General features: G+C 46.7%; 20 protein-coding genes and 1 pseudogene. 7 read left to right on the top strand and 14 right to left on the bottom strand.

Features of this window, described 5'->3' with window-relative positions; all coding sequences use genetic code 11:
- The first annotated feature begins 13 nt into the window (after positions 1-13).
- Entirely contained in the window at positions 14-1,225 is a 1,212-nt protein-coding gene (locus MKZ12_RS10220; RefSeq protein WP_339260246.1) for an MFS transporter, read from the top strand.
- A 109-nt stretch (positions 1,226-1,334) separates the two neighbouring features.
- Here the strand turns inward: MKZ12_RS10220 and MKZ12_RS10215 are convergent, their stop codons facing one another.
- The gene (locus tag MKZ12_RS10215) at positions 1,335-2,537 is read right to left on the bottom strand and encodes a cytochrome P450 (RefSeq protein ID WP_339260245.1); all 1,203 of its coding nucleotides are present in this window, start codon (positions 2,535-2,537) and stop codon (positions 1,335-1,337) included.
- Positions 2,538-3,023: 486 nt separating this feature from the next.
- Here MKZ12_RS10215 and MKZ12_RS10210 point away from each other — a divergent pair, with 486 nt between their 5' ends.
- Positions 3,024-4,235, top strand: a complete 1,212-nt coding sequence (locus tag MKZ12_RS10210; protein WP_339241122.1) for an asparaginase — start codon at positions 3,024-3,026, stop codon at positions 4,233-4,235.
- Positions 4,236-4,477: 242 nt separating this feature from the next.
- Here the strand turns inward: MKZ12_RS10210 and MKZ12_RS10205 are convergent, their stop codons facing one another.
- Positions 4,478-5,110 (bottom strand): O-methyltransferase, encoded by a 633-nt coding sequence (locus tag MKZ12_RS10205; protein WP_339260244.1) that lies wholly within the window; start codon positions 5,108-5,110, stop codon positions 4,478-4,480.
- A 238-nt stretch (positions 5,111-5,348) separates the two neighbouring features.
- Between MKZ12_RS10205 and MKZ12_RS10200 the strand changes: the two genes are divergently transcribed.
- The 4 genes from MKZ12_RS10200 to MKZ12_RS10185 all read left to right on the top strand — a co-directional run bounded on the left by MKZ12_RS10200 (position 5,349) and on the right by MKZ12_RS10185 (position 10,038).
- Positions 5,349-6,503 carry a class I SAM-dependent RNA methyltransferase gene (locus tag MKZ12_RS10200; RefSeq protein WP_310336624.1) on the top strand — a complete coding sequence of 385 codons (1,155 nt, stop codon included), beginning with the start codon at positions 5,349-5,351 and terminating at the stop codon, positions 6,501-6,503.
- A 216-nt stretch (positions 6,504-6,719) separates the two neighbouring features.
- The gene (locus MKZ12_RS10195; RefSeq protein ID WP_339260243.1) at positions 6,720-8,720 is read left to right on the top strand and encodes an LTA synthase family protein; all 2,001 of its coding nucleotides are present in this window, start codon (positions 6,720-6,722) and stop codon (positions 8,718-8,720) included.
- 81 nt (positions 8,721-8,801) lie between these two features.
- Entirely contained in the window at positions 8,802-9,230 is a 429-nt protein-coding gene (locus tag MKZ12_RS10190; RefSeq protein WP_339241116.1) for a cytidine deaminase, read from the top strand.
- 82 nt (positions 9,231-9,312) lie between these two features.
- The gene (locus tag MKZ12_RS10185) at positions 9,313-10,038 is read left to right on the top strand and encodes a DsbA family oxidoreductase (protein ID WP_339260241.1); all 726 of its coding nucleotides are present in this window, start codon (positions 9,313-9,315) and stop codon (positions 10,036-10,038) included.
- A gap of 288 nt (positions 10,039-10,326) precedes the next feature.
- On the opposite strand, the gene MKZ12_RS10180 is transcribed toward MKZ12_RS10185, so the two are convergent.
- A complete protein-coding gene (locus MKZ12_RS10180) occupies positions 10,327-11,157 on the bottom strand; it encodes an aldo/keto reductase (RefSeq protein WP_076249922.1) in 831 nt (276 codons plus the stop codon).
- 174 nt (positions 11,158-11,331) lie between these two features.
- Positions 11,332-11,613, bottom strand: coding sequence for a hypothetical protein (locus MKZ12_RS10175; RefSeq protein ID WP_091017568.1), 282 nt, complete (start codon positions 11,611-11,613; stop codon positions 11,332-11,334).
- Between the two features lie 150 nt (positions 11,614-11,763).
- Here MKZ12_RS10175 and MKZ12_RS10170 point away from each other — a divergent pair, with 150 nt between their 5' ends.
- On the top strand, positions 11,764-12,162 hold the full coding sequence (locus MKZ12_RS10170) for a hypothetical protein (RefSeq protein WP_339260240.1): 399 nt from the start codon (positions 11,764-11,766) through the stop codon (positions 12,160-12,162).
- A gap of 104 nt (positions 12,163-12,266) precedes the next feature.
- On the opposite strand, the gene MKZ12_RS10165 is transcribed toward MKZ12_RS10170, so the two are convergent.
- The 10 genes and pseudogenes from MKZ12_RS10165 to MKZ12_RS10120 all read right to left on the bottom strand — a co-directional run.
- Positions 12,267-12,488 (bottom strand): DUF1450 domain-containing protein, encoded by a 222-nt coding sequence (locus tag MKZ12_RS10165; RefSeq protein ID WP_091032287.1) that lies wholly within the window; start codon positions 12,486-12,488, stop codon positions 12,267-12,269.
- A 21-nt stretch (positions 12,489-12,509) separates the two neighbouring features.
- Complete coding sequence (locus MKZ12_RS10160) at positions 12,510-12,812, bottom strand: heme biosynthesis protein HemY (RefSeq protein ID WP_036670085.1); 303 nt, start codon at positions 12,810-12,812, stop codon at positions 12,510-12,512.
- A gap of 141 nt (positions 12,813-12,953) precedes the next feature.
- The gene (locus MKZ12_RS10155) at positions 12,954-13,211 is read right to left on the bottom strand and encodes a hypothetical protein (RefSeq protein ID WP_017689423.1); all 258 of its coding nucleotides are present in this window, start codon (positions 13,209-13,211) and stop codon (positions 12,954-12,956) included.
- A gap of 197 nt (positions 13,212-13,408) precedes the next feature.
- Complete coding sequence (locus MKZ12_RS10150) at positions 13,409-14,614, bottom strand: M14 family metallopeptidase (protein WP_339261370.1); 1,206 nt, start codon at positions 14,612-14,614, stop codon at positions 13,409-13,411.
- A gap of 233 nt (positions 14,615-14,847) precedes the next feature.
- On the bottom strand, positions 14,848-15,657 hold the full coding sequence (racE, locus tag MKZ12_RS10145; RefSeq protein ID WP_026081161.1) for a glutamate racemase: 810 nt from the start codon (positions 15,655-15,657) through the stop codon (positions 14,848-14,850).
- 218 nt (positions 15,658-15,875) lie between these two features.
- On the bottom strand, positions 15,876-16,256 hold the full coding sequence (locus tag MKZ12_RS10140; protein WP_339241104.1) for a YtxH domain-containing protein: 381 nt from the start codon (positions 16,254-16,256) through the stop codon (positions 15,876-15,878).
- A 187-nt stretch (positions 16,257-16,443) separates the two neighbouring features.
- Positions 16,444-17,358 carry a DUF4261 domain-containing protein gene (locus MKZ12_RS10135; protein ID WP_339260238.1) on the bottom strand — a complete coding sequence of 305 codons (915 nt, stop codon included), beginning with the start codon at positions 17,356-17,358 and terminating at the stop codon, positions 16,444-16,446.
- Positions 17,359-17,368: 10 nt separating this feature from the next.
- Positions 17,369-17,830 (bottom strand): HepT-like ribonuclease domain-containing protein, encoded by a 462-nt coding sequence (locus MKZ12_RS10130; RefSeq protein WP_339260236.1) that lies wholly within the window; start codon positions 17,828-17,830, stop codon positions 17,369-17,371.
- Between the two features lie 173 nt (positions 17,831-18,003).
- Complete coding sequence (locus MKZ12_RS10125; protein ID WP_339241097.1) at positions 18,004-18,291, bottom strand: Dabb family protein; 288 nt, start codon at positions 18,289-18,291, stop codon at positions 18,004-18,006.
- 285 nt (positions 18,292-18,576) lie between these two features.
- Positions 18,577-18,960, bottom strand: a pseudogene (locus MKZ12_RS10120) (phage holin family protein); the annotation flags it as partial.
- Positions 18,961-19,079: the final 119 nt, after the last annotated feature.

Raw genomic sequence — 19,079 nt, 5'->3', positions numbered from 1 at the left:
AAGTGAAAGCACTTTGAAAACGTGGAAAGTAAACCTCATTGTGCTTTGGTTCGGACAATTTTTGGTCAATTCGGGCATGACCATGATTACCCCATTTTTGTCCCTGTATCTCGCGAGAGATCTTGGCGTTGTTGGCGAACATGAAATTGGCATTTGGGCGGGATTTATTTTTGCAGCCAATTTCCTCACCTCATTTTTGTTTCAACCGCTGTGGGGCAAGTTGTCGGACAAGTATGGTCGTAAAGTTATGCTGCTTCGTTCGGGATTCGGGATGGCCATCGTAATTGCCCTTATGGGTCTGGCACAGAACCCCTGGCAGCTTCTCTTATTGCGTTTGCTTAACGGTACAATCTCCGGTTTTAACCCAGCAGCTGTTGCGCTGATATCGGGTACCACTCCGAAAGACCGCATGGGTTTCGCCATGGGAATCAGTCAGTCCGGGCAAGTTGCCGGTACAATCCTGGGTCCACTCATTGGCGGCTTGCTGGCTGATGCAGTAGGCTTCCGCCCTATTTTCTACATTACAGGTGGATTAATCTTTGTTGCTTCCATGCTCGCCATGTTCCTGGTGAGAGAGAAATTCGACCGTCAAGAAGCAGCCAAACTGCCGGCACAATCCGTATTGTCCGGTCTGAAGGAATTAAACAAGTCACCTCAACTTCCGGCACTGTTTGCTGTGACGTTTCTGCTGCAGTTTGCGATGATTAGCCCCATGTCACTCTTGCCGCTGTATGTGCAAAAATTGCATGCTTCGGATGTAAATGTGGCCTTCTGGGCGGGACTTGTCGGTGCAGTTACGGGACTATCCAATATGGCCATGTCTCCTGTTCTCGGGAAGCTGAGTGACCGGATAGGTCCTCACAAGGTGCTGACGTTCTCCCTCATCGGAACAGGACTCATGCTTATTCCGCAGGCATTTGTTCAGACCGTGTGGCAGCTCATTCTTGTCCGATTCATGATGGGTGTGTTCATGGGTGGCCTGCTTCCGAGCGTCAATGCCTTGATCCGTTCCTATACAGCAGATAGCATGATTAGCCGTGCATTCAGTTTTAATACGAGCACCCTTGCGTTAGGCAACATGCTTGGAGCGATCATTGGAGGTTTCATGGCAGGATTCATCGGAATCGAAGGTCTGTTTATCGTCTCCGGCGGACTGCTGCTGCTTAATATGGTTTGGGTCAGATTCAAATTGTATAATAAACCTGCTTCTATTCAGAAATCCTGATTACCCATCTATTTCTTAACTAGTCCATCTTACTGTTCCATTGAAAAAGCCGCTTCCAGCGCCTAATTGGCCTGAGAGCGGCTTTTGTCATTCATGTGCCATTCTTTATCTATTTATTAATTCGATTGAAGTGTATTGGATAGTGCTTCACACCAAACACAAAGGCACTTTGTATCGGTTCCAGGGCTGTTCCTGGCACAAGCTGAATATGCTCCATGTGCTGAAGCAATGTATGAAGAACGACCTTTGCCTCCAAACGAGCGAGTGGTGCACCCAGACAAAAATGAATGCCAAAACCAAATCCCATATGTCTGTTCGGCTTGCGATCAGAGATGAAATCTTCCGGGTGTTCAAATTGGGCACTGTCCCGATTAGCAGCTCCAACCCAGGAAATCACCTGCTCTCCAGCTTGAATCGTCTGACCATTCAACTCTACAGTTTCCTTGGCGACCCGCCCAATCGCGACAATTGGCGGATAATATCGCAGCGTCTCTTCAATCGCAGAAGTAATCCGTTCAGGATGTTCCCGCAACTCCTGCTGTAGCTCAGGTTGTTCAGATAGGATACGAACCGCATTGGTAATCAGGTTGGTGGTTGTTTCATTACCGGCCGCAAGCAAGAGAATGCAGAAGCCCACCACCTCATCTGCAGTCAACTTCTGACCCTCAATCTCCGCAGCAAGCAATAACGAGATCAGATCATCCTCTGGCTGCAACCGACGTTCTTCCATAATGCCAGTAAAATAGATATGCAGCTCCTGCATATTTCTTTTCTTCTCCTCCAGTAACTCCTGAAAGGCCTCTTCACTATCATCACGTGCACCTTTCACCAATACATCAGACCAATCTTTGAACTTTTGACGATCCGCCGCAGGGACTCCGATTAATTCTGCAATCACAATGACGGGTAATGGTGTTGCAAGGTCATCAATAAGTTCCATGTATCCTTCTGACAGGTGCGGAGCAAGTAACTCATTCGTGATTTCCTGAATACGCGGAGCCAACGCTTCAATCGCCTTGGGTGTAAACGCCTGGTTCACCAGATCACGCAGCTGTTTGTGTTTGGGAGGGTCTGTCGTCAACATGCTCGTATTGGCACGATCACGAGCAGAAGAGAACAGTTTCGGGTTTTTCAATACGTACTTCACATCTTCATAACCGAAAACATCCCAACATTCTCGATGCTCATCATATCGGACTGGAGTGTTATCACGAAGTTCTGCATACACCTTGAAGGGAGATAACCTCTCTTCCAAAGTCTCCAGTTCCCGAATCGGAATGTAATTCGCATACTTTCTCGGTGCCTGTTTCATCGTTTCTCCTCCAATCAATATTATATATTTATTTACATATGTTGATCATCCCTATTATAAACATAACTCTATAACGAAACCAATCTTTAGACCGTAATTGAGCCCCATTACCTAATATGTGCTGCTATCACCCTCTCCTTCTGTTACCCACTGCTGATATGCGTCCCGATTCGACATTCTTTTATCGCAATATTCCGTTTTATCAGGACAAAAGACTCATTATGTAATGTTAATTAACATAAAAAGGGGTTTAACTTCTTCAAAACTACCAAACTCGGCTATTTTCTCTCTCAACCAAAATGAATAATCTTTCATAATTGCTTATAAACAATCACTTTACTCTCATTATCTATGAATGTAACCGATTACTCTGCCTATATCTATGTTTGTCATATTACTTAACATGAAATACAATCGATTTGAAATGGTATACATATTCTTCTTAACAAACTTAACATCACACTGACTTGAAGGAGAGTGCTATTCATGAGTAAAACATCCAATCTTCGTCCCTGGGCCGTATGGAGCACCGCAGCTTTAACAGCACTAACCATCTCGTTGTCACCCATTGGTACCTACGCTGCACACGCAGCTACGGTAGAGGTGAAAGGCACAACAGGCGCTGTTCAAACAGCAACCACTACGCCGGCTCGCAATACATCCATCCCTGCAATACCGGACTCTTCCAAACAATCTGCACTTCCTAATGTACTGGTAATCGGAACGGGCGGAACGATTGCCGGACAATCCGAAGATGCCACCAGCTTCCAGAATTACAAGGCAGGTACACTTCCCATTGGAGAGATGGTAGACGCCTTACCGGATAAACAGAAGATTGCTGATGTTAGCACACTCCAATTTGGAAACTCAGGTTCGGGTTCCTATAGTATGGCCGACCTCTATGACTTGTCGCAGACGGTAGATAAAGCTCTTGCAATGTATGACAGTGTTGTCGTTACTACAGGTACAGACACCATGGAGGAAATCGCCTATTTCCTTGATATGACGGTTCAGAGTGACAAACCGGTCGTGATCACAGGCTCCATGCGTCCATGGACTGTCATCGGTTCTGACGCTCAAGCCAATCTGTACAACGCAATCAAGCTTGCAGGCAGTGGTCGTACCACTTCATTCGGGACTGTACTCATGTTGAATGACACGATCCAGCTTGCTCGTGGTGTAACCAAGACCAATGATTATCGGACAGATACGTTTGAAACCCCAATGCTCGGCGCTGTAGGATATATTGATGAAGAAAACATTCGAATCTACCGCGCTCCTGCACGTGCCTTGAAACCTGAAGGCACAGCGAAGCCCGTATTTGATCTAAGTAAAATCACAAAGGCAGATCTGGCCAAAGTTGAAATTGCGATCTCGTATCAAGAAGCTGGAGGCGGGGCGATCGAAGGTTTCGTGAATAGCGGCGCCAAAGGAATCGTGACTTCCGGTACCGGAGCTGGCGGCATCTCCAGAGCGATGGGACAAGCGCGCACCAAAGCCATCGAAGAAGGTGTCATTTTCGTGACCACCACTCGGACGGGTTCAGGAAGTGTCTACGGCGGCGGCAAAGGCATCATTGCAGGCGACAATCTGAGTCCACAACAAGCTCGTGTATTATTGATGCTGGGCTTGTCCTTCAGTGATGATTTTGACACCATCAAAAAATGGTTCGAAACGTACGGAACACCTGAAGTATAAGAAAGAATTACTACAACAATATCTGTAAATACAAAGAAAGAGACGATACTCCCTGTGATTCAAGGTGTGTCGTCTCTTCTTTGTGTATGCTCAAAAAAATCAAGAAAACCAGGATTGCAATGAGCAGAATATACACGGCCAATATTAAAAACGGCTAAAAAACTCCGATCGCGATCCCCCTCACAACATAAAAGCGCGAGATCGTGTTCCATCGGAGTTTTATCTTCAGGAAATATCCACTTTTACTTCACCCAGGCAAGTACCAGCCCATCGTAATCCGGTAACATCGTCGTCACCAGGCGCGGATCACTTGCCATCTGTTCATTGAAGCGACGAACAGCAAGCACAGCCGGTCCCTGCTTGTCCGGATTTAGCGTACGCCCACGCAGGAAACAATTATCGCCTACAATAACAGCACCTGGCCGGGCCAGCTTAATGGCATAATCAAGATATACCGGATAATTCTCCTTATCTGCGTCAATAAAGAAGAAATCGAATGTACGTCCTTCCTGCTCCAATTGCTTCAGGCTGTCTGCCGCCGGACCAATGCGGTACTCTACCTTTTCGCCAAAACCGCCTTCTTCCAGATGACCACGCGCCATTGCCGCATATTCCTCTTTCAGTTCCAGCGAAGTCAGGGTTCCATTCTCACGCAATCCGCGTGCAATACAGATCCCACTGTAACCACCCAGCACACCGATTTCGAGCGCAGCTTCTGCTTTGGATGTCTTGGCTAGAAACGTGAGCAATCGTCCATATGCAGCAGCCACCGAAACTTCCGGCATACCGTTCGAACGGATAGCTTCTTTCACTTTTAGCAAAAGGTCATCCTCTTGAAATAATTGATTTACATATTCATCAGGGGTCAGATTCACCACTAAAATCCTCCTTGGACACTTGGACTGCTTTCCATATGGATGCCAATGTTCTATAATAAATGTTTGTTATCAACACAGGCGGTTGACTGGTGCATCACTTCGAAAGAGGAATGCATACGTTCACCGCATTTCTCATTGTAAGTTTTTTCACGGAAAGCGGCAAGGCCGCACCGTTACTATACAGCAGAGAGAAGGATATCCTTCTCCAGCTTGAAATGGAGTTGAAATGAATCACATGGCTCAATTGCAATTGATTGCAACCTCGGCGATGGGACTCGAGGCTGTTGTCGCCCGGGAACTGAAGCAACTGGGGTATGAAGATGTTACGATCGACAACGGCCGGGTTTTCTTCACAGGAGATTATATTGATATTTGCCGTTGTAATCTGTGGCTGAGAAGTTCGGACCGCGTATTGGTGAAAATGGGTGAATTCCCTGCCACGACATTTGACGAATTGTTTGAAGGCACCAAAGCACTTCCTTGGGAAGAGTGGATTCCAGCCGACGGCGAATTCCCTGTAGAAGGTCGCTCTCAAAAATCCCAGTTAAGCAGTGTGCCTGCATCACAAGGGATCGTGAAGAAAGCAATCGTAGAGAAACTGAAGTTAACCTATGATACAGAGTGGTTCCCCGAAGATGGGTCTCGCTATGTGATTGAAGTTATTTTGCTGAACGATCGCGCCTTGCTTACATTGGATACGACCGGACCAGGCTTGCACAAACGGGGTTATCGCAAACTCGTCACCGAAGCGCCACTCAAAGAAACACTTGCAGCAGCTCTGATTCAGCTCAGTCGCTGGAATGTATCCCGTCCCTTCTATGATCCATGCTGCGGATCAGGCACAATGCTGATCGAAGCCGCCATGATTGGCTGGAACATTGCACCAGGACTCCGTCGGACCTTCAACTCTGAGGACTGGGCTGTCATTCCTGAAGAATTGTGGGAACAGGCGCGCGAAGAAGCATTCGATGCTGTGCGAGACGATGTCCCGTTACAGATTTCAGGTAGTGACATCGATCCGGAAGCGATTGAAGTAGCTCAGGCTGCTATCAAAAGCGCAGGTTTCGCCAAAGACATTGAAGTCAGTGTTCTGCCCGCTCATCGCGCAAGACCACAAGGCGAATATGGTGTTATCATCACCAACCCTCCATATGGTGAACGTTTAAGTGAAGAAAAAGAAGTTCAGAAGTTACTCCGCTCTTTAGGGCGCAGTTATCTCGACATGCCAACATGGTCCTTCTTTGCAATTACGTCAACTAAAGCCTTTGAAGAATATTTCGGTCATAAGGCAGACAAGCGTCGCAAATTGTTCAACGGACGCATTGAAACCCAGTACTATCAGTATTTGGGCCCACTACCTCCAAGAAATAAAACACCACAATCTTCATAATTGTTCCAATTATAAAGTGCTCTAGCCACTCATGGCCGGGGCGCTTTTTTTTGTGCGCTTTTCTGTTCATATGAATTTTCCTTCATCCACCTTTAATCGACCACGAATGGATTCTACCAGAGGCGTAGTTGAAAACCCATGAGGTCACGCTATAATGAATGGAGCCCTATTTTACATTCCGATTACAAAACAACAAAAACAAAGGGGACATAGATTATGGTTGTCACTCGGCCTACGCGCAGCTCCATGCCACGCGGGCTTCTGAATCATCCACTAACGTTATACCTTATTTTTCTTGTGTTCATGCTGCTCAAACTCATGTGGCTTCATCACAATCTGCACGCCTATAACATTACGATGGGACTTCTGGATAAAGTTATTGCCATTGGATCATTGCTCCTCCTGTCCTTCTGGACATGGTGGCTGCCTCGCAGAGGCATGATCGTATCTCTGGTCGTGCTTAACCTGCTGCTTACCGCACTAATCTACGCCGATATGGTGTATTATCGCTATTTCCAGGATTTCTTGACCATCCCGGTATTGTTGCAAGCCAGACAGGTTGACGCATTGGGGGACAGCATCGCTACATTGATCTTCCCAAGTGATTTCTGGTTTTTTGCCGATTGGCTTGTCGTCATACCTTTCGCAGCGATTGTTCTGTTCAGCAGACATTACCGTTCAAAGCACTCCAGTGCATCGGTTCAAGGTTATGGAAGTTATTCGTTCAACGATCGCAAAGGGCAGATGCGCCGCCGACTCACTGCTGGCAGCATTGCCCTTGTGCTAGGACTGGGACTCGCCGTTGGCCCGATTTATTTTTACAGCAAAACATGGGCCAAGGGCCTGTTCGATAACAACTGGTGGAATGTATCCATGTACAATGTGACCGGTCTTCTCGCTTTTCACGGTTATGATCTGTACAACTATGCCAAAGACCACATCGGTTCCGGGCCAGAGGCTGAACCCGCTGATGTTGAACAGGCAAAGGCGTTCTTCGCTGAAAGGCAGCAAAACGCTCCGCAAAATGATGCTTTGTTCGGTAAATACAAGGACAGCAATGTCATCATTGTACAGGGTGAGGCTTTTATGAACTTCATGATTGGCCAGAGCATTGGCGGTCAGGAGATCACGCCCCATTTTAATGAACTGATGAAAGAAAGTCAGTATTACAGTCACTTTTACCACCAGACCGGTCAGGGCAGAACATCAGATGCCGATTTTGGGGCAAATATTTCCCTACATCCACTTCCGGTCGGTTCAGCCTTTGTACGATATGCAGACCATACGTATGATTCCCTCCCTTCTATTCTGAAGGATAACGGGTATAGTACCAACGTATTTCACGCTTATGAGAGCGGCTTCTGGAATCGGTATACGATGTATCAGAACATGAAGTATGACAAGTTCTATAGTAAAAATGATTTTGCACAGGATGACCCGCTTGGCTGGTCCCTGTCTGATGAATCCTTTTTCCGTCAATCCGTTGAGAAAATGAGCAGTGAGGTTACCGAGCCGTTCTATTCGTTCCTCATTACACTCAGCAGTCACCATCCGTATGCATTGCCGAAAGAGAAACAACAACTGGATGTAGGCGAGTTTCAGGGAACCATGTTTGGTGACTATCTGCAATCCGTACATTACGTGGATTCGGCACTGGGCAAGATGGTGGAGGATCTGAAAAGTCGAGGATTATGGGAAAATACCATTTTTATGTTTTACGGGGACCATGACAACTCAATCAAAGAACAATCGCAATACGAGCAGTTTCTCGGACGCTCGTTGAACGACCTGGATATGGCACAGATCATGAACGAGGTTCCCCTGCTGGTGCATTTACCGGATGGGGCAGCCGTTGGAACCATCGACGAACCTTCGGGACAACTGGACATCACGCCATCCGTGCTGCATCTGCTCGGCGTGCCTGACCAGTCCTATTATCATATGGGTAACGACGTATATGACGGGTCTGCACGCACGGTTGTGCTGCGTAATGGCGCATTCACGGAAGGTTCTGTATTCTATATTCCATCGGATGATTATATCTACGAGAACGGCGCTTGTTATGACCTGTCCACACGTGACAAAACAGATATCAACGCTTGCCGTCCCGCTCATGATGAAGCAGTCAAGCGATTGCATTTCTCTGATACCGTAATTACCTATGATCTGATTCAGCGCTTTCGAGAGGAAGACAGTTCAGCAGTAACATCGCAATAAGCCTTATCGTAATGACAAGTTAAGCTAAACAAATACACAAAATGAAGTGAATTGGATTGCAAAAAGGGGAATTCTAATTACATGACATCACATACTGAACCACTCCATATTGAACAGCAATTATTCGATGCAGCCGCCAACTTTGTGAAGCAACGTTATCCTCAGGGATGGGGCGGTGCGGGCGCTGTCTATACCGAAGCAGGTTCCCTGCTAATTAGTGTAGCTCCAGAGGTCATCAACGATGCCACGCATCTGTGTATGGAAACAGGAGCTTATCTGGAAGCCCACAAATTGAACGAGCGCGTCACCCACTCCCTCTGTATCGCTCGTAATGACGAGCATTCAGAATTCAAGGTCCTCACACCTTGCGGCGTCTGTCAGGAACGATTGTTTTATTGGGGTGAAGAAGTTAAAGCTGCTGTATACGACCCTGAAGGTCAACTGATCTTCAAAAGACTGGATGAGATCCAGCCTTATCATTGGACCAAGGCATTTCGGGATAAATCGTAATCTTCTTGCGAATTATAGAAAGTGGCTTTATAATTGTAACTATATTAGTTTCAACTAAATGGATAATGGAGGTTTTAACATAATGAATATTGAGATATGGTCAGATTTCCTGTGCCCTTTCTGTTATATCGGCAAACGCCGCCTGGAGAATGTATTGCAACAGTTTCCACATCGTGATGAAGTGAAGCTGCAATTCAAAAGCTTCGAGCTTGATCCAAATGCTGAATTGAACCCCGGCAAAACCAATACGGAATATCTTGCTTCCAAATATAATATGAGCGTGGAACAGGCCAAAGGCATGAATGCTCAAATGAATGCCAATGCTCGCACAGCAGGACTGGAATACAATATTGATGCCATGATCCCTACGAACTCCTTCTCCGCACACCGATTGACACACTGGGCGGATACACAAGGCAAAGCGCTTGAACTGAGTGAGCGCATATTCCAAGCTGTGTTTATTGAAGGTAAACACTCTGGCGACCCTGAAGTGTTGGCTCAGTTGGCAGAGGAAGTTGGCTTGGATCAAGATGCAGCTACGGCAGTGCTGTCCGGTGATCAATTCACCGACAATGTCCGCGCTGACCAAGCGGAAGGCGAGCAACTAGGCATCCGCGGCGTACCTTTCTTCGTATTTGACCGCAAGTTCGCCGTGTCAGGCGCTCAGCCAGATGAGGTGTTCCTGGACGCCATTCAGAAAGCATGGGACGAACGTTCCCCGTTCACCATGGTTGAGTCCAACACAACCGAAGCCGACGGCAGCGGTGTCTGCACAGATGACGGCTGCGCAGTTCCGAAAAAAAATTAATTCACACACACAGCAGCAGGATCAAGGAACACTCCCCGATCCTGCTGCTTTTGTTTATACTATGCACAACTTAGCTCATTGTATATTTTTGTGTTTGATGAACAGTTACTGTGGAGGAGACGGAATCGATTCTGAAGAAGCGAAGCGCTCGCCTTTGTCTCCAAATTTTATCCTCTGAAAAGAGGAATCAAAAAAATTTGGAGACAACAGCGATCGAAAGAACGATCCGTAACCGGAACCTCCACTAACAGATCATCAAACATGTATATTCAGTTAGCGACTACCCACTCAATCCCAAAACAGTTGATCCGGATGTGGACCCGTCCGCTTATCCGAGTCCAGCGCATCAATCTGTTTCAACTCATCGGGTGTCAATTCAAAGTCAAAGATGTCCGCATTCTCACGAATACGTTCCGGGGTAACCGACTTCGGAATCGTTACAATCTGATTCTGAATGTCCCAGCGCAGAATGATCTGTGCTGGCGTTTTCCCATATTTCTGGGCCAGTGCTTTGAGGGTGGACTCTTGATTCAGCTTGCCTTTCATGATCGGGCTCCATGCCTCCAGTTGAATCCCCTGCGCCCCGCAGAAATCCTGCAATTCCTGTTGAATCAGACCCGGATGCAACTCCACCTGATTCACTGCTGGCACCGTGCCGCCTTCATCTATGATATCTTGCAAATGATGTACTTGGAAATTACTCACACCAATCGCACGAATGCTTCCTTCGCTATATAGACGTTCGAATGCTCTCCACGTCTCCTTATACTGGTCTCTGCCAGGCCAGTGAATTAAGTAAAGATCAATCACATTCAGTCCAAGTGCCTTCTGACTGGCTTCAAATGCCCTCAACGTCGAATCAAATCCCTGATCCTCGTTCCAGAGCTTGGTTGTCACAAACAGTTCGTTACGGGCAACACCACTGCTTGCAATAGCTTGTCCCACTTCTTCTTCATTACCATAGATAGACGCGGTATCAATGCTCCGATATCCAACCTCCAAAGCGGTCTCAACCGCCTGTTGTACTTCCTTACCTTTTGCTTTATATGTTCCAAATCCTAGCCATGGCATCGTTACTCCGTTGTTCAGAATCGTACAATCTGTAATATGTTTTGTCATTCTGTACCTCCCGTATGGAATTTTGCCTGCTCTCGTTCTATTAACCTTCTCACAGAATTTTAAGCGACCATTCGACATACTGTCGGAGTAAACTCATGAATCGAGAGTCGTTGCAAAAGATATAAAAAACCCGCAAAGCATTGCTGCCCTGCGGGTTCTGATGTGACAGGAACGTTATAAATTCCCTTGACCGTGCTGACTCTGGATTGAATTCAATCTTCTCTTCTCCTCGATGAACATCTCTTCTGCTAACTCAACGCCTTGTCCTCCGAGCGAAAGCTCTGCTTGACGCATTGCCTGCTCCGTATGTGCCAGACGACGTTCCGCCTGTACTATGGTTTGTGCTGTCGGGTGTGACAGGGCCTGAGATACAGCATAATGAAGCTTGTTCACCGCATTTTGCGCCTGAGATACGGTGGTATCGGCTTGCAAACTGGAATCATAACGCTTCGGCATGAGTATTCCTCCTTGGGATTATCATGTTCCTGTTACCCCTTTAGGATGGATAGCACAAGCCTTCCTTATTCTTCTTTTATGATTTTATCGTAACTTTAATTGCTTTCACTACGTTTATTAGGTAAACATGCGGATTCGGGAGGAATTCATTTGAAGAAAATAGTACTGACACTCTGTATGTTGCCCCTGCTCATCTGGGTACAAGGCTGTGCTCCAGCAACATACGAGATAGAAGGATATACAGAATCATCCATTAACCCCGATATCCCGGTTCCAAGCAATGCGAAGCTTATTGAAGGCAAAGCTTATTCCGATCATCCCACCCTTAAAGAGGGTGTTAAATATGAACTAAAGCATATTGGGGGTGAGCAAGGACTATACCCGCCAATGGATTATTTTCAGAAGTTAGCAGATACAGGCTGGGTGGAATTAGAGGAAGAACGACTGGGGCATGTACATTTTTTTAAAAAAGATGATACCGTCATCGCCATTGAAATTAGAGAAGATTCCTTCGAAATCACTGAAACGAACAAGGGCGCTATAGAGTAACTTATCCTTTCATTGCTACCCAAACGCAAAAAAGGAGAGGCTGGTAGCCCCTCCTTTCTGATGTGTGAACTTTTCATTCACTCACCTTGTTATATCACATCCTATTACTTGACGAACTTTGCAACTTTGACGAGCACTTCTTCTTCAGTCGGCGCACTGATATACCGACCGTTGATAAAAACAAATGCACGTTTCGCGCAAGGACCGCAATAGGATTTGCACCCAATCTTGATCTCCGTGTCTGGAGCCATTTTTTGCAACTTGGGCACAATCGATTTCAATCGAACATGATTACACTTTTCGCATACGCGGATATCGTTAGCCATGAGTTCCCCTTCTTCGCGCCCTTAGTGGTCGCCGTGATTGCCTTGGGACGGATTCGTAATAACGAATCCCTCTTCAGGGAAGTAGAGATAGTCGATTTTAACACCGTTCAACAGAGGCTGGTCATTCGCAAGAATAACATCAATCTCTTTATCGGTAGATACAACTGTATCATTTTCTTTTGGTGTGTCGAGATCAAGCCCGTAGTGAGCATGGTCACCATGTGCATGTGTGATGACAACGCGCAGTTTTTTTCCTTCGTTCTCCGGCTTGTCCAATTCAAGCTTCAATACTTTAGCAGCATTACGCGTAATTTTGCAGTTCATTCTCTTCATCTCCTATATTGTAATTGCAGGTTTCAACAATTTCAGCAGTCTTAAACTACAGCATCTATTGTAAAGAAAGTTACCGCTCTTCGCAATAACATTGATGCGAATTCAATGTTAAAATGATTCATGAGCTGCATATTAAGAAGGTGCACCCTCCTGAAGCACAGGATATTTACGTTCTGCCCGGCTCACAAACCAATTCATCAGAATCAAAGTAACCCCGATATCATCGATGGGCATAAACGGCATCACGTCAGGAAGCACCCAGTACAACAGGGCCGGAATAATAAATAACAGCTTTTCTCCCAAAGGAATCTGCGGAGCCCGGAGCAGCCGGGGGAGCCTTTTGAAAACTTGTGTCCATCGTTTGAATGACAGCAGTCTTCTCCACTTCATGCGAATCCCTCCGTATAATAATATATATCGCCAAACGGCACATCCATCATTACCCGTTCGAAAACCATCCAGAACGTATGTCATAATAAGCCACAATAAAAAAAATAATAAAAACGGAACGTCGCTCATAGCGTCCGTTCCTGTTATACGAATGATCTACCGTTAAGTTTCACACCATCATCATTCAGGGTCTTGCCTCACTGTCCATTAGATAACAGTTCAGCCAGCAACATTCCCACTTCGATACAGATATCATCAAACTGTTCAACGGGAAGCGGATTAACACCCAACCCAACTTCCACCGTGAAGCCCGGCTTACCAAAAGCTTGGATAAACCAGTCTTTGTATCCGGCATCACTGCCACCGAGCTTCACCGCTTTGTAACCCGAAGCTTTGGCGAGTCTACGCGACAGCGGAGCACTCTCTCTGGGTTCCAGATCACGGTAGTTCCAATAGATTTCCTGTCCCTGACTATGCAGGGATACAACCGCCTCGAATGTGTGTTGCTTCGTCCACTGCGCAAGCGCCTGTGCCTCCGGTTCGGTTAATGGAGCTGTCCCTGCATAGTCCCTGGGACCAGGTGAGATCACACCTCTTCTCGCTACCTCATCATCCCAATGGGCGGGAAATTGATCATTCAGATCCACACCTCTGATGTTGGCCTTCCAATGAGTGAAATTTGATCTGCCGGCATTCCAGGCTAACAACTGCTGTGCATGTGGGTGGTGATTGACTACACCTTCCTGAACCAATTCGACCCCGTCCGGATTAACCATCGGCACTGCCCAGAGTGTCGTCTCTTTCATCCAGCGTTCCGTCTGGTATTGATGCCATGTCCCATGTGCACTATATGCCTCGGCATACTCTTCGATAAACTTCATCAGAACTGCTGATGTCAGCCACTCATTAGCATGAACAGAAGCGTTAACATGGATATGTCTCGGCCCTTGCCCGATACGCAAATAAGACAGCGACTTCCCCATGACACTTGTTCCAATGGACCCCGTTTCGATAAACGGGTATTGATGCTCCAGCTTGTTTATATCCTTGATTAATTCTCTATAACCATACTCTCCCTGAATCTTTACAATAGTTTTTCCATTCGAAACCGGAATATGAATACAGCGACCAACCCAGTCGGTAATATTGGTGATTTCGGGATTGGCCTGTCGCAACGCTTCTTCCTCCAGACCAAATCTCCCTGCAATCTCCCCTACACGTTCTCCAGGCGGTACAGCATATCTGCGACCTGTCCCGGGCACAATACGCAGCATCTGACCTGCCAGCAAGTAAGGCTGGGCGGCTGCTTCCGGGTTCAGTGCAGCAAGTAACTCCCTGGTCATATGGTGTGCTGACGCAATTCGCGACAGTGTATCTCCCCGCTGAACGATAATCCATTGCAGTTCCATGTTGCTCTCCTTTCCACAGGAAAAGACAGGTCTCCTGTCCGGTTCTCACCAACTTCGTCTATGTAACATATGTATGCAGGTCGGGTTGTCCGTCATGTGACATGAATCATGTTCATCACCTGTTGATGCATAATCATGACAAAAAATCCCGAAACTTCACAGTTCCGGGATCATTCATTATCAAATACATTAATTTAAAGTCTGATTCATGCATATTTTGAGTATAACTAGGATAATTGCGTAACCTGCCAGACAACAGGAGTCTTGGAGATCTGCTCTCCCAACCAGCGACGGGTGATATTCTGAAACATGCGAGGGTCGCCAGTGCAGAAAAACTGATGCACCGGAGTCTCATCCCCACTGGCCAGCTTTCGTTTATCATATAAAATCGTACTGATTTCACGTGCCGTTTCATCTGCCGAACTGATTAACTTCACTTCCTGTCCCATAACTTCCTGAATGGTGTCCATGAGAAAGGGATAATGCGTACAACCCAGAATAAGGCAATCTATTGGCTGCTGTTTGATCTCGCCTAATGATTGCTCCACCGTATGTGTCGTGTGCTCGGAACGAAATTCACCTTGTTCCACCAACGGCACCAGCGCCGGACAAGCCTGACTGACCACATCAATATAGGGGGACAACTGTTTAAGTGCCGATGTATAAGCCCCACTACCTATGGTACCCGTGGTACCAATCACACCAATACGTCCTGTACGTGTCGCTGTGATTGCTGCCCGCGCACCCGGATGTATAACACCAATGACGGGCATATTCACCTTGGAACGGATATACTCCAACGCGGCCGCTGTTGCTGTGTTACAGGCGATAACGATAACCTTCGGATCGAACTGGATCAAGAAATCAACGATTTGTTCCGTAAATTGTTTTACTTGTTCGGACGAACGGGGTCCGTACGGTGTCCGGGCAGTATCCCCAAAATAAATGATCTTTTCCCGCGGGAGCTGACGCATCACTTCCTTGGCGACGGTCAATCCCCCCACACCGGAGTCTAATATAGCGATTGCTTGCTGCACGAACACACCGCTTCCTTCTTCATTGAATTGGTTCTCATTACGTTTGTTTCCCAGAGCTTTCTTCCTACCGTATGAACATTCCGGCAAAAAGGTACCTACATCTTACCCGATTTCATCGCAGCGTTCAAATTAAATCCGCGCCACGTCTTCTATGTGTGGACACGCAACAAAGCAGGCTCTCCTCTAAATAGAGGAAAGCCTGCTTATCTCAAGCTTGCTTAGTTGTCGTCCTTGGACTCATCCGCAGGAAGCTTCGCTACGATGTCATTGCCGGATTCATCAACTGTTTTATCGATATCGGCGGTATCTACAATGGCTGCCGATATACGAATTTCTTTTCCTTCGCCGCAATTGCGCCAGGATTGAATATCCTGAATCACGACATCTGCGGTCTCTTTAACCTTGGATACGATCTGTGAACTTTGTTCCCCCACGATTCCAGCCAGTTCCTGACCTTTCTCCGATACCTGACGAGCACCTTCTGTAATATCCTGACGAAGTTCACGACCCGATTTCGGCGCCAGCAATAACGCTGTAACAGAACCTACCACAGAGCCAATAAGAGCTCCCCACAACAAACTTTTGTTAGAATCCTTCACGTCACATCTCTCCCTTTACTATGGTTTAAGTACCGGATCAGAAGCAACGATCTGTCGCTCAGCCATCCGGGCGAATGCCTACTCTGTTGATGCATTATAAGCAGCACATGCTTGACTTGACACTCCAGATGTTAAAAATAATCTGAACGCCCTTTTTGAATGGCTACAGAATGTCTTGGATTTAAACTCAATTCTGACGAGCCGGCTCAAGATCAGCCGCCGCATGCTCATCACCCGGGTCCAAATCAATGACATATCGTCCTGGTGCAATTAATGCCGCCTGATGTTCACAACGCCAGCGACGTCCACCTGAAGAACCCAGCGTCTGTCCATCTTGCAGGACATCTCCCTGATCAAATATGTAATACGCTGCACCCAGTAAGGTCTGTGCCACCGTATCTGGATCAAGACCAACGAAGTGACACTGTACATCAGGTACACCCAGCGCAGACAATCCTACGGTATCCATGACCAACCCGCGCTGTTCCTCCGTACCTCCAGCCTGATACATCCGAACGTTCATAGCTGCATACAGATGTTCCTCACGTTCCTGAGCTTGCGTATAAGCTTCCGGTTCAACCAGCTTATCACTGCCATACCAATACAGCGCATCACAGGTCAAACTCTCCATAATTGCCAGTACAGTTTTCTGGAACAGCTCCAAACGCTGTTTACGAGGCATGGCAGCCGTGAACATATCATGTATCCGGATGGAATAACGCGAAGCTTTGACAACTTGTCCCACTTCCGGCCAATGCCATGCTTGTTGCACAGCTCCGCCAAAACGTGCACGATCTGCGATTTCATTCACTGGAAGCATGCAGGTCTGAGCAGGGATAGCCCCTTCCTGAAAAGATACCTTATGGTCCAGATGGTAGAAGACTAACATCTCATGCTCTTGCTCTCCAGTTCCTTGTTTCACATCCAGTCGAACTTGTCCTGTATGACGAATCATCGCTTCCTGCAAACGCAGGCGATCTACCTCCGGACGTTCCCGGAACAGGAGCTCAACCATATACACCGGATGGAATCCGGAAGGCGTTTCATTCGGTTCTTTTCTTTCAGTATTTACTTCATTGAATTCTTTTGATTCATTTGTCATGCGATTTCCCTCATTCCTTGCGCTGTCCCTCGGCTTGTGCCGCATTGAAAGGACCAAGTTCTGTTTCCACGTATGCGCTAACCTGTGTAGTAAAATGTTCAAGTATGTTCGGCAACTCTATGCTAAGCGAATGGAGCTCAGATCGCTCCCAACTGTAATAATCCTGCACCAGTGGTTTGCGTAACGTCACAAGCTGACGCAAGATCTCATAGGTCGAATTGTCAAAAACCTTTTCTTCATAATTAATCTGAATAATATCATCATAGCTGCTCGCATCTCTCATGATGAAGCCATCAATCAGATAACTTCCCACATCGGTAACAATCTCAATCGCCAGATGAAGACACCGTTCCTGAACCATCCCCAGCATGAGACTGCCATCCCAAGCCTGCGCTGCGCGGCGAAGCCCTTCAGCTACTTCCGGTACAGCAGCAAGCCGGCGGGCAATCTGTTCTCTGTTCACATAATACATTCGTTCACTTCCCGTTCAGTGAGTTATCGGTTCCGTTTCCCTCTTCGCTTAAGCCAGAATATCATCACAGGACAAGCGATTAGAAACACAACAAAAATATATAGAAATTCCATAACGTCTCTTAAATCGCTCATGCAGAGTCCCCTTTATCTCAACGTAGTTTGAATACCAGATCAGATCTCGTAGTCCACTGCAATCGACTGTTCTCTGACTTCATTCATGTACTTGATAACTTCCTGATGAAGCGGATGTACCTGATACGCCTGAAGATCCTCCAGTGACGCAAACTCCGCCGTGAGTGAAATGTCGAACGATCTCTCCGAGCGAAGCACATCAATCCCGATTTCAAGTGAAACCAGAACATCAATCTTACCCTCCAGATTACGGAGTACCTGGGCAGCAGCTTCAATACTTTCTGTTGAGCGATCTTTCATTTTGAACAGGACAATATGTTTAATCATCTGAGCAAGCACCTCGTTTAATATAATAATAGTAGAAATGAATGAATTTTCATGTATCCAAAATATATCATAACGTTCTCTATTACGAAAGGATACTTGGAAACGTTCTCTTGAAAAGAAAAACTAACCCGAACCATCTCTTTTCGGTTCGGATTTTTCTCGGGAACCATCTTCCACCTGTTTCGCGGATTCATCCTGCGAAGTTTGTCCTGTTTCAGCCTGCTGTTGGAGACTATCCTCGCTTTGTGGAATTGACCATTCCCGATCCGGCAAATACTCCTGATCTTCCTGTTTCTTCAACACTGCTATAGCCTGTCTGAGCTTTCCGGGCAATGGAAGGCCGATTCTCGCATAGTTTTCAGTTATCGAGATCAGTTCATTGACGAGGTAGAAATAAATAGCTCCTCCCTTGATAATATCGGTTCCCATGATCAGGTCAATTCGGTGAGCAAGCAAGACAACGGTCAGCATGAGCCCTTTGCGAGCAAGCCCCCAGAAGCCAATGTTGCTATTCAACCCCGTACCACTTCTCACCGCAGCTGCCAAACCTGTGACATAATCCACAGCCATCGCGACCGCGAGCAGGCTCAGCAATTGATCCCATCCACCAAAAGCAAACGTAACTATCGCTCCCGAGATGGCAGCAAAGGTATTCACAGACAGATTCACGTTCCTCACCTCTCCCTTTACTTGAGTACCCTACAATATATGTAAAAGTAAGAGATTTGACAGGTCACATGTCATGCTGAACTTGCGGATTTATCTTTCAGATTTGTGCACACCTTCTA

It is taken from the genome of Paenibacillus sp. FSL R5-0713, assembly GCF_037973325.1.
GTDB lineage: Bacteria > Bacillota > Bacilli > Paenibacillales > Paenibacillaceae > Paenibacillus.
This window is presented reverse-complemented; position numbering and strand designations above follow the sequence as displayed.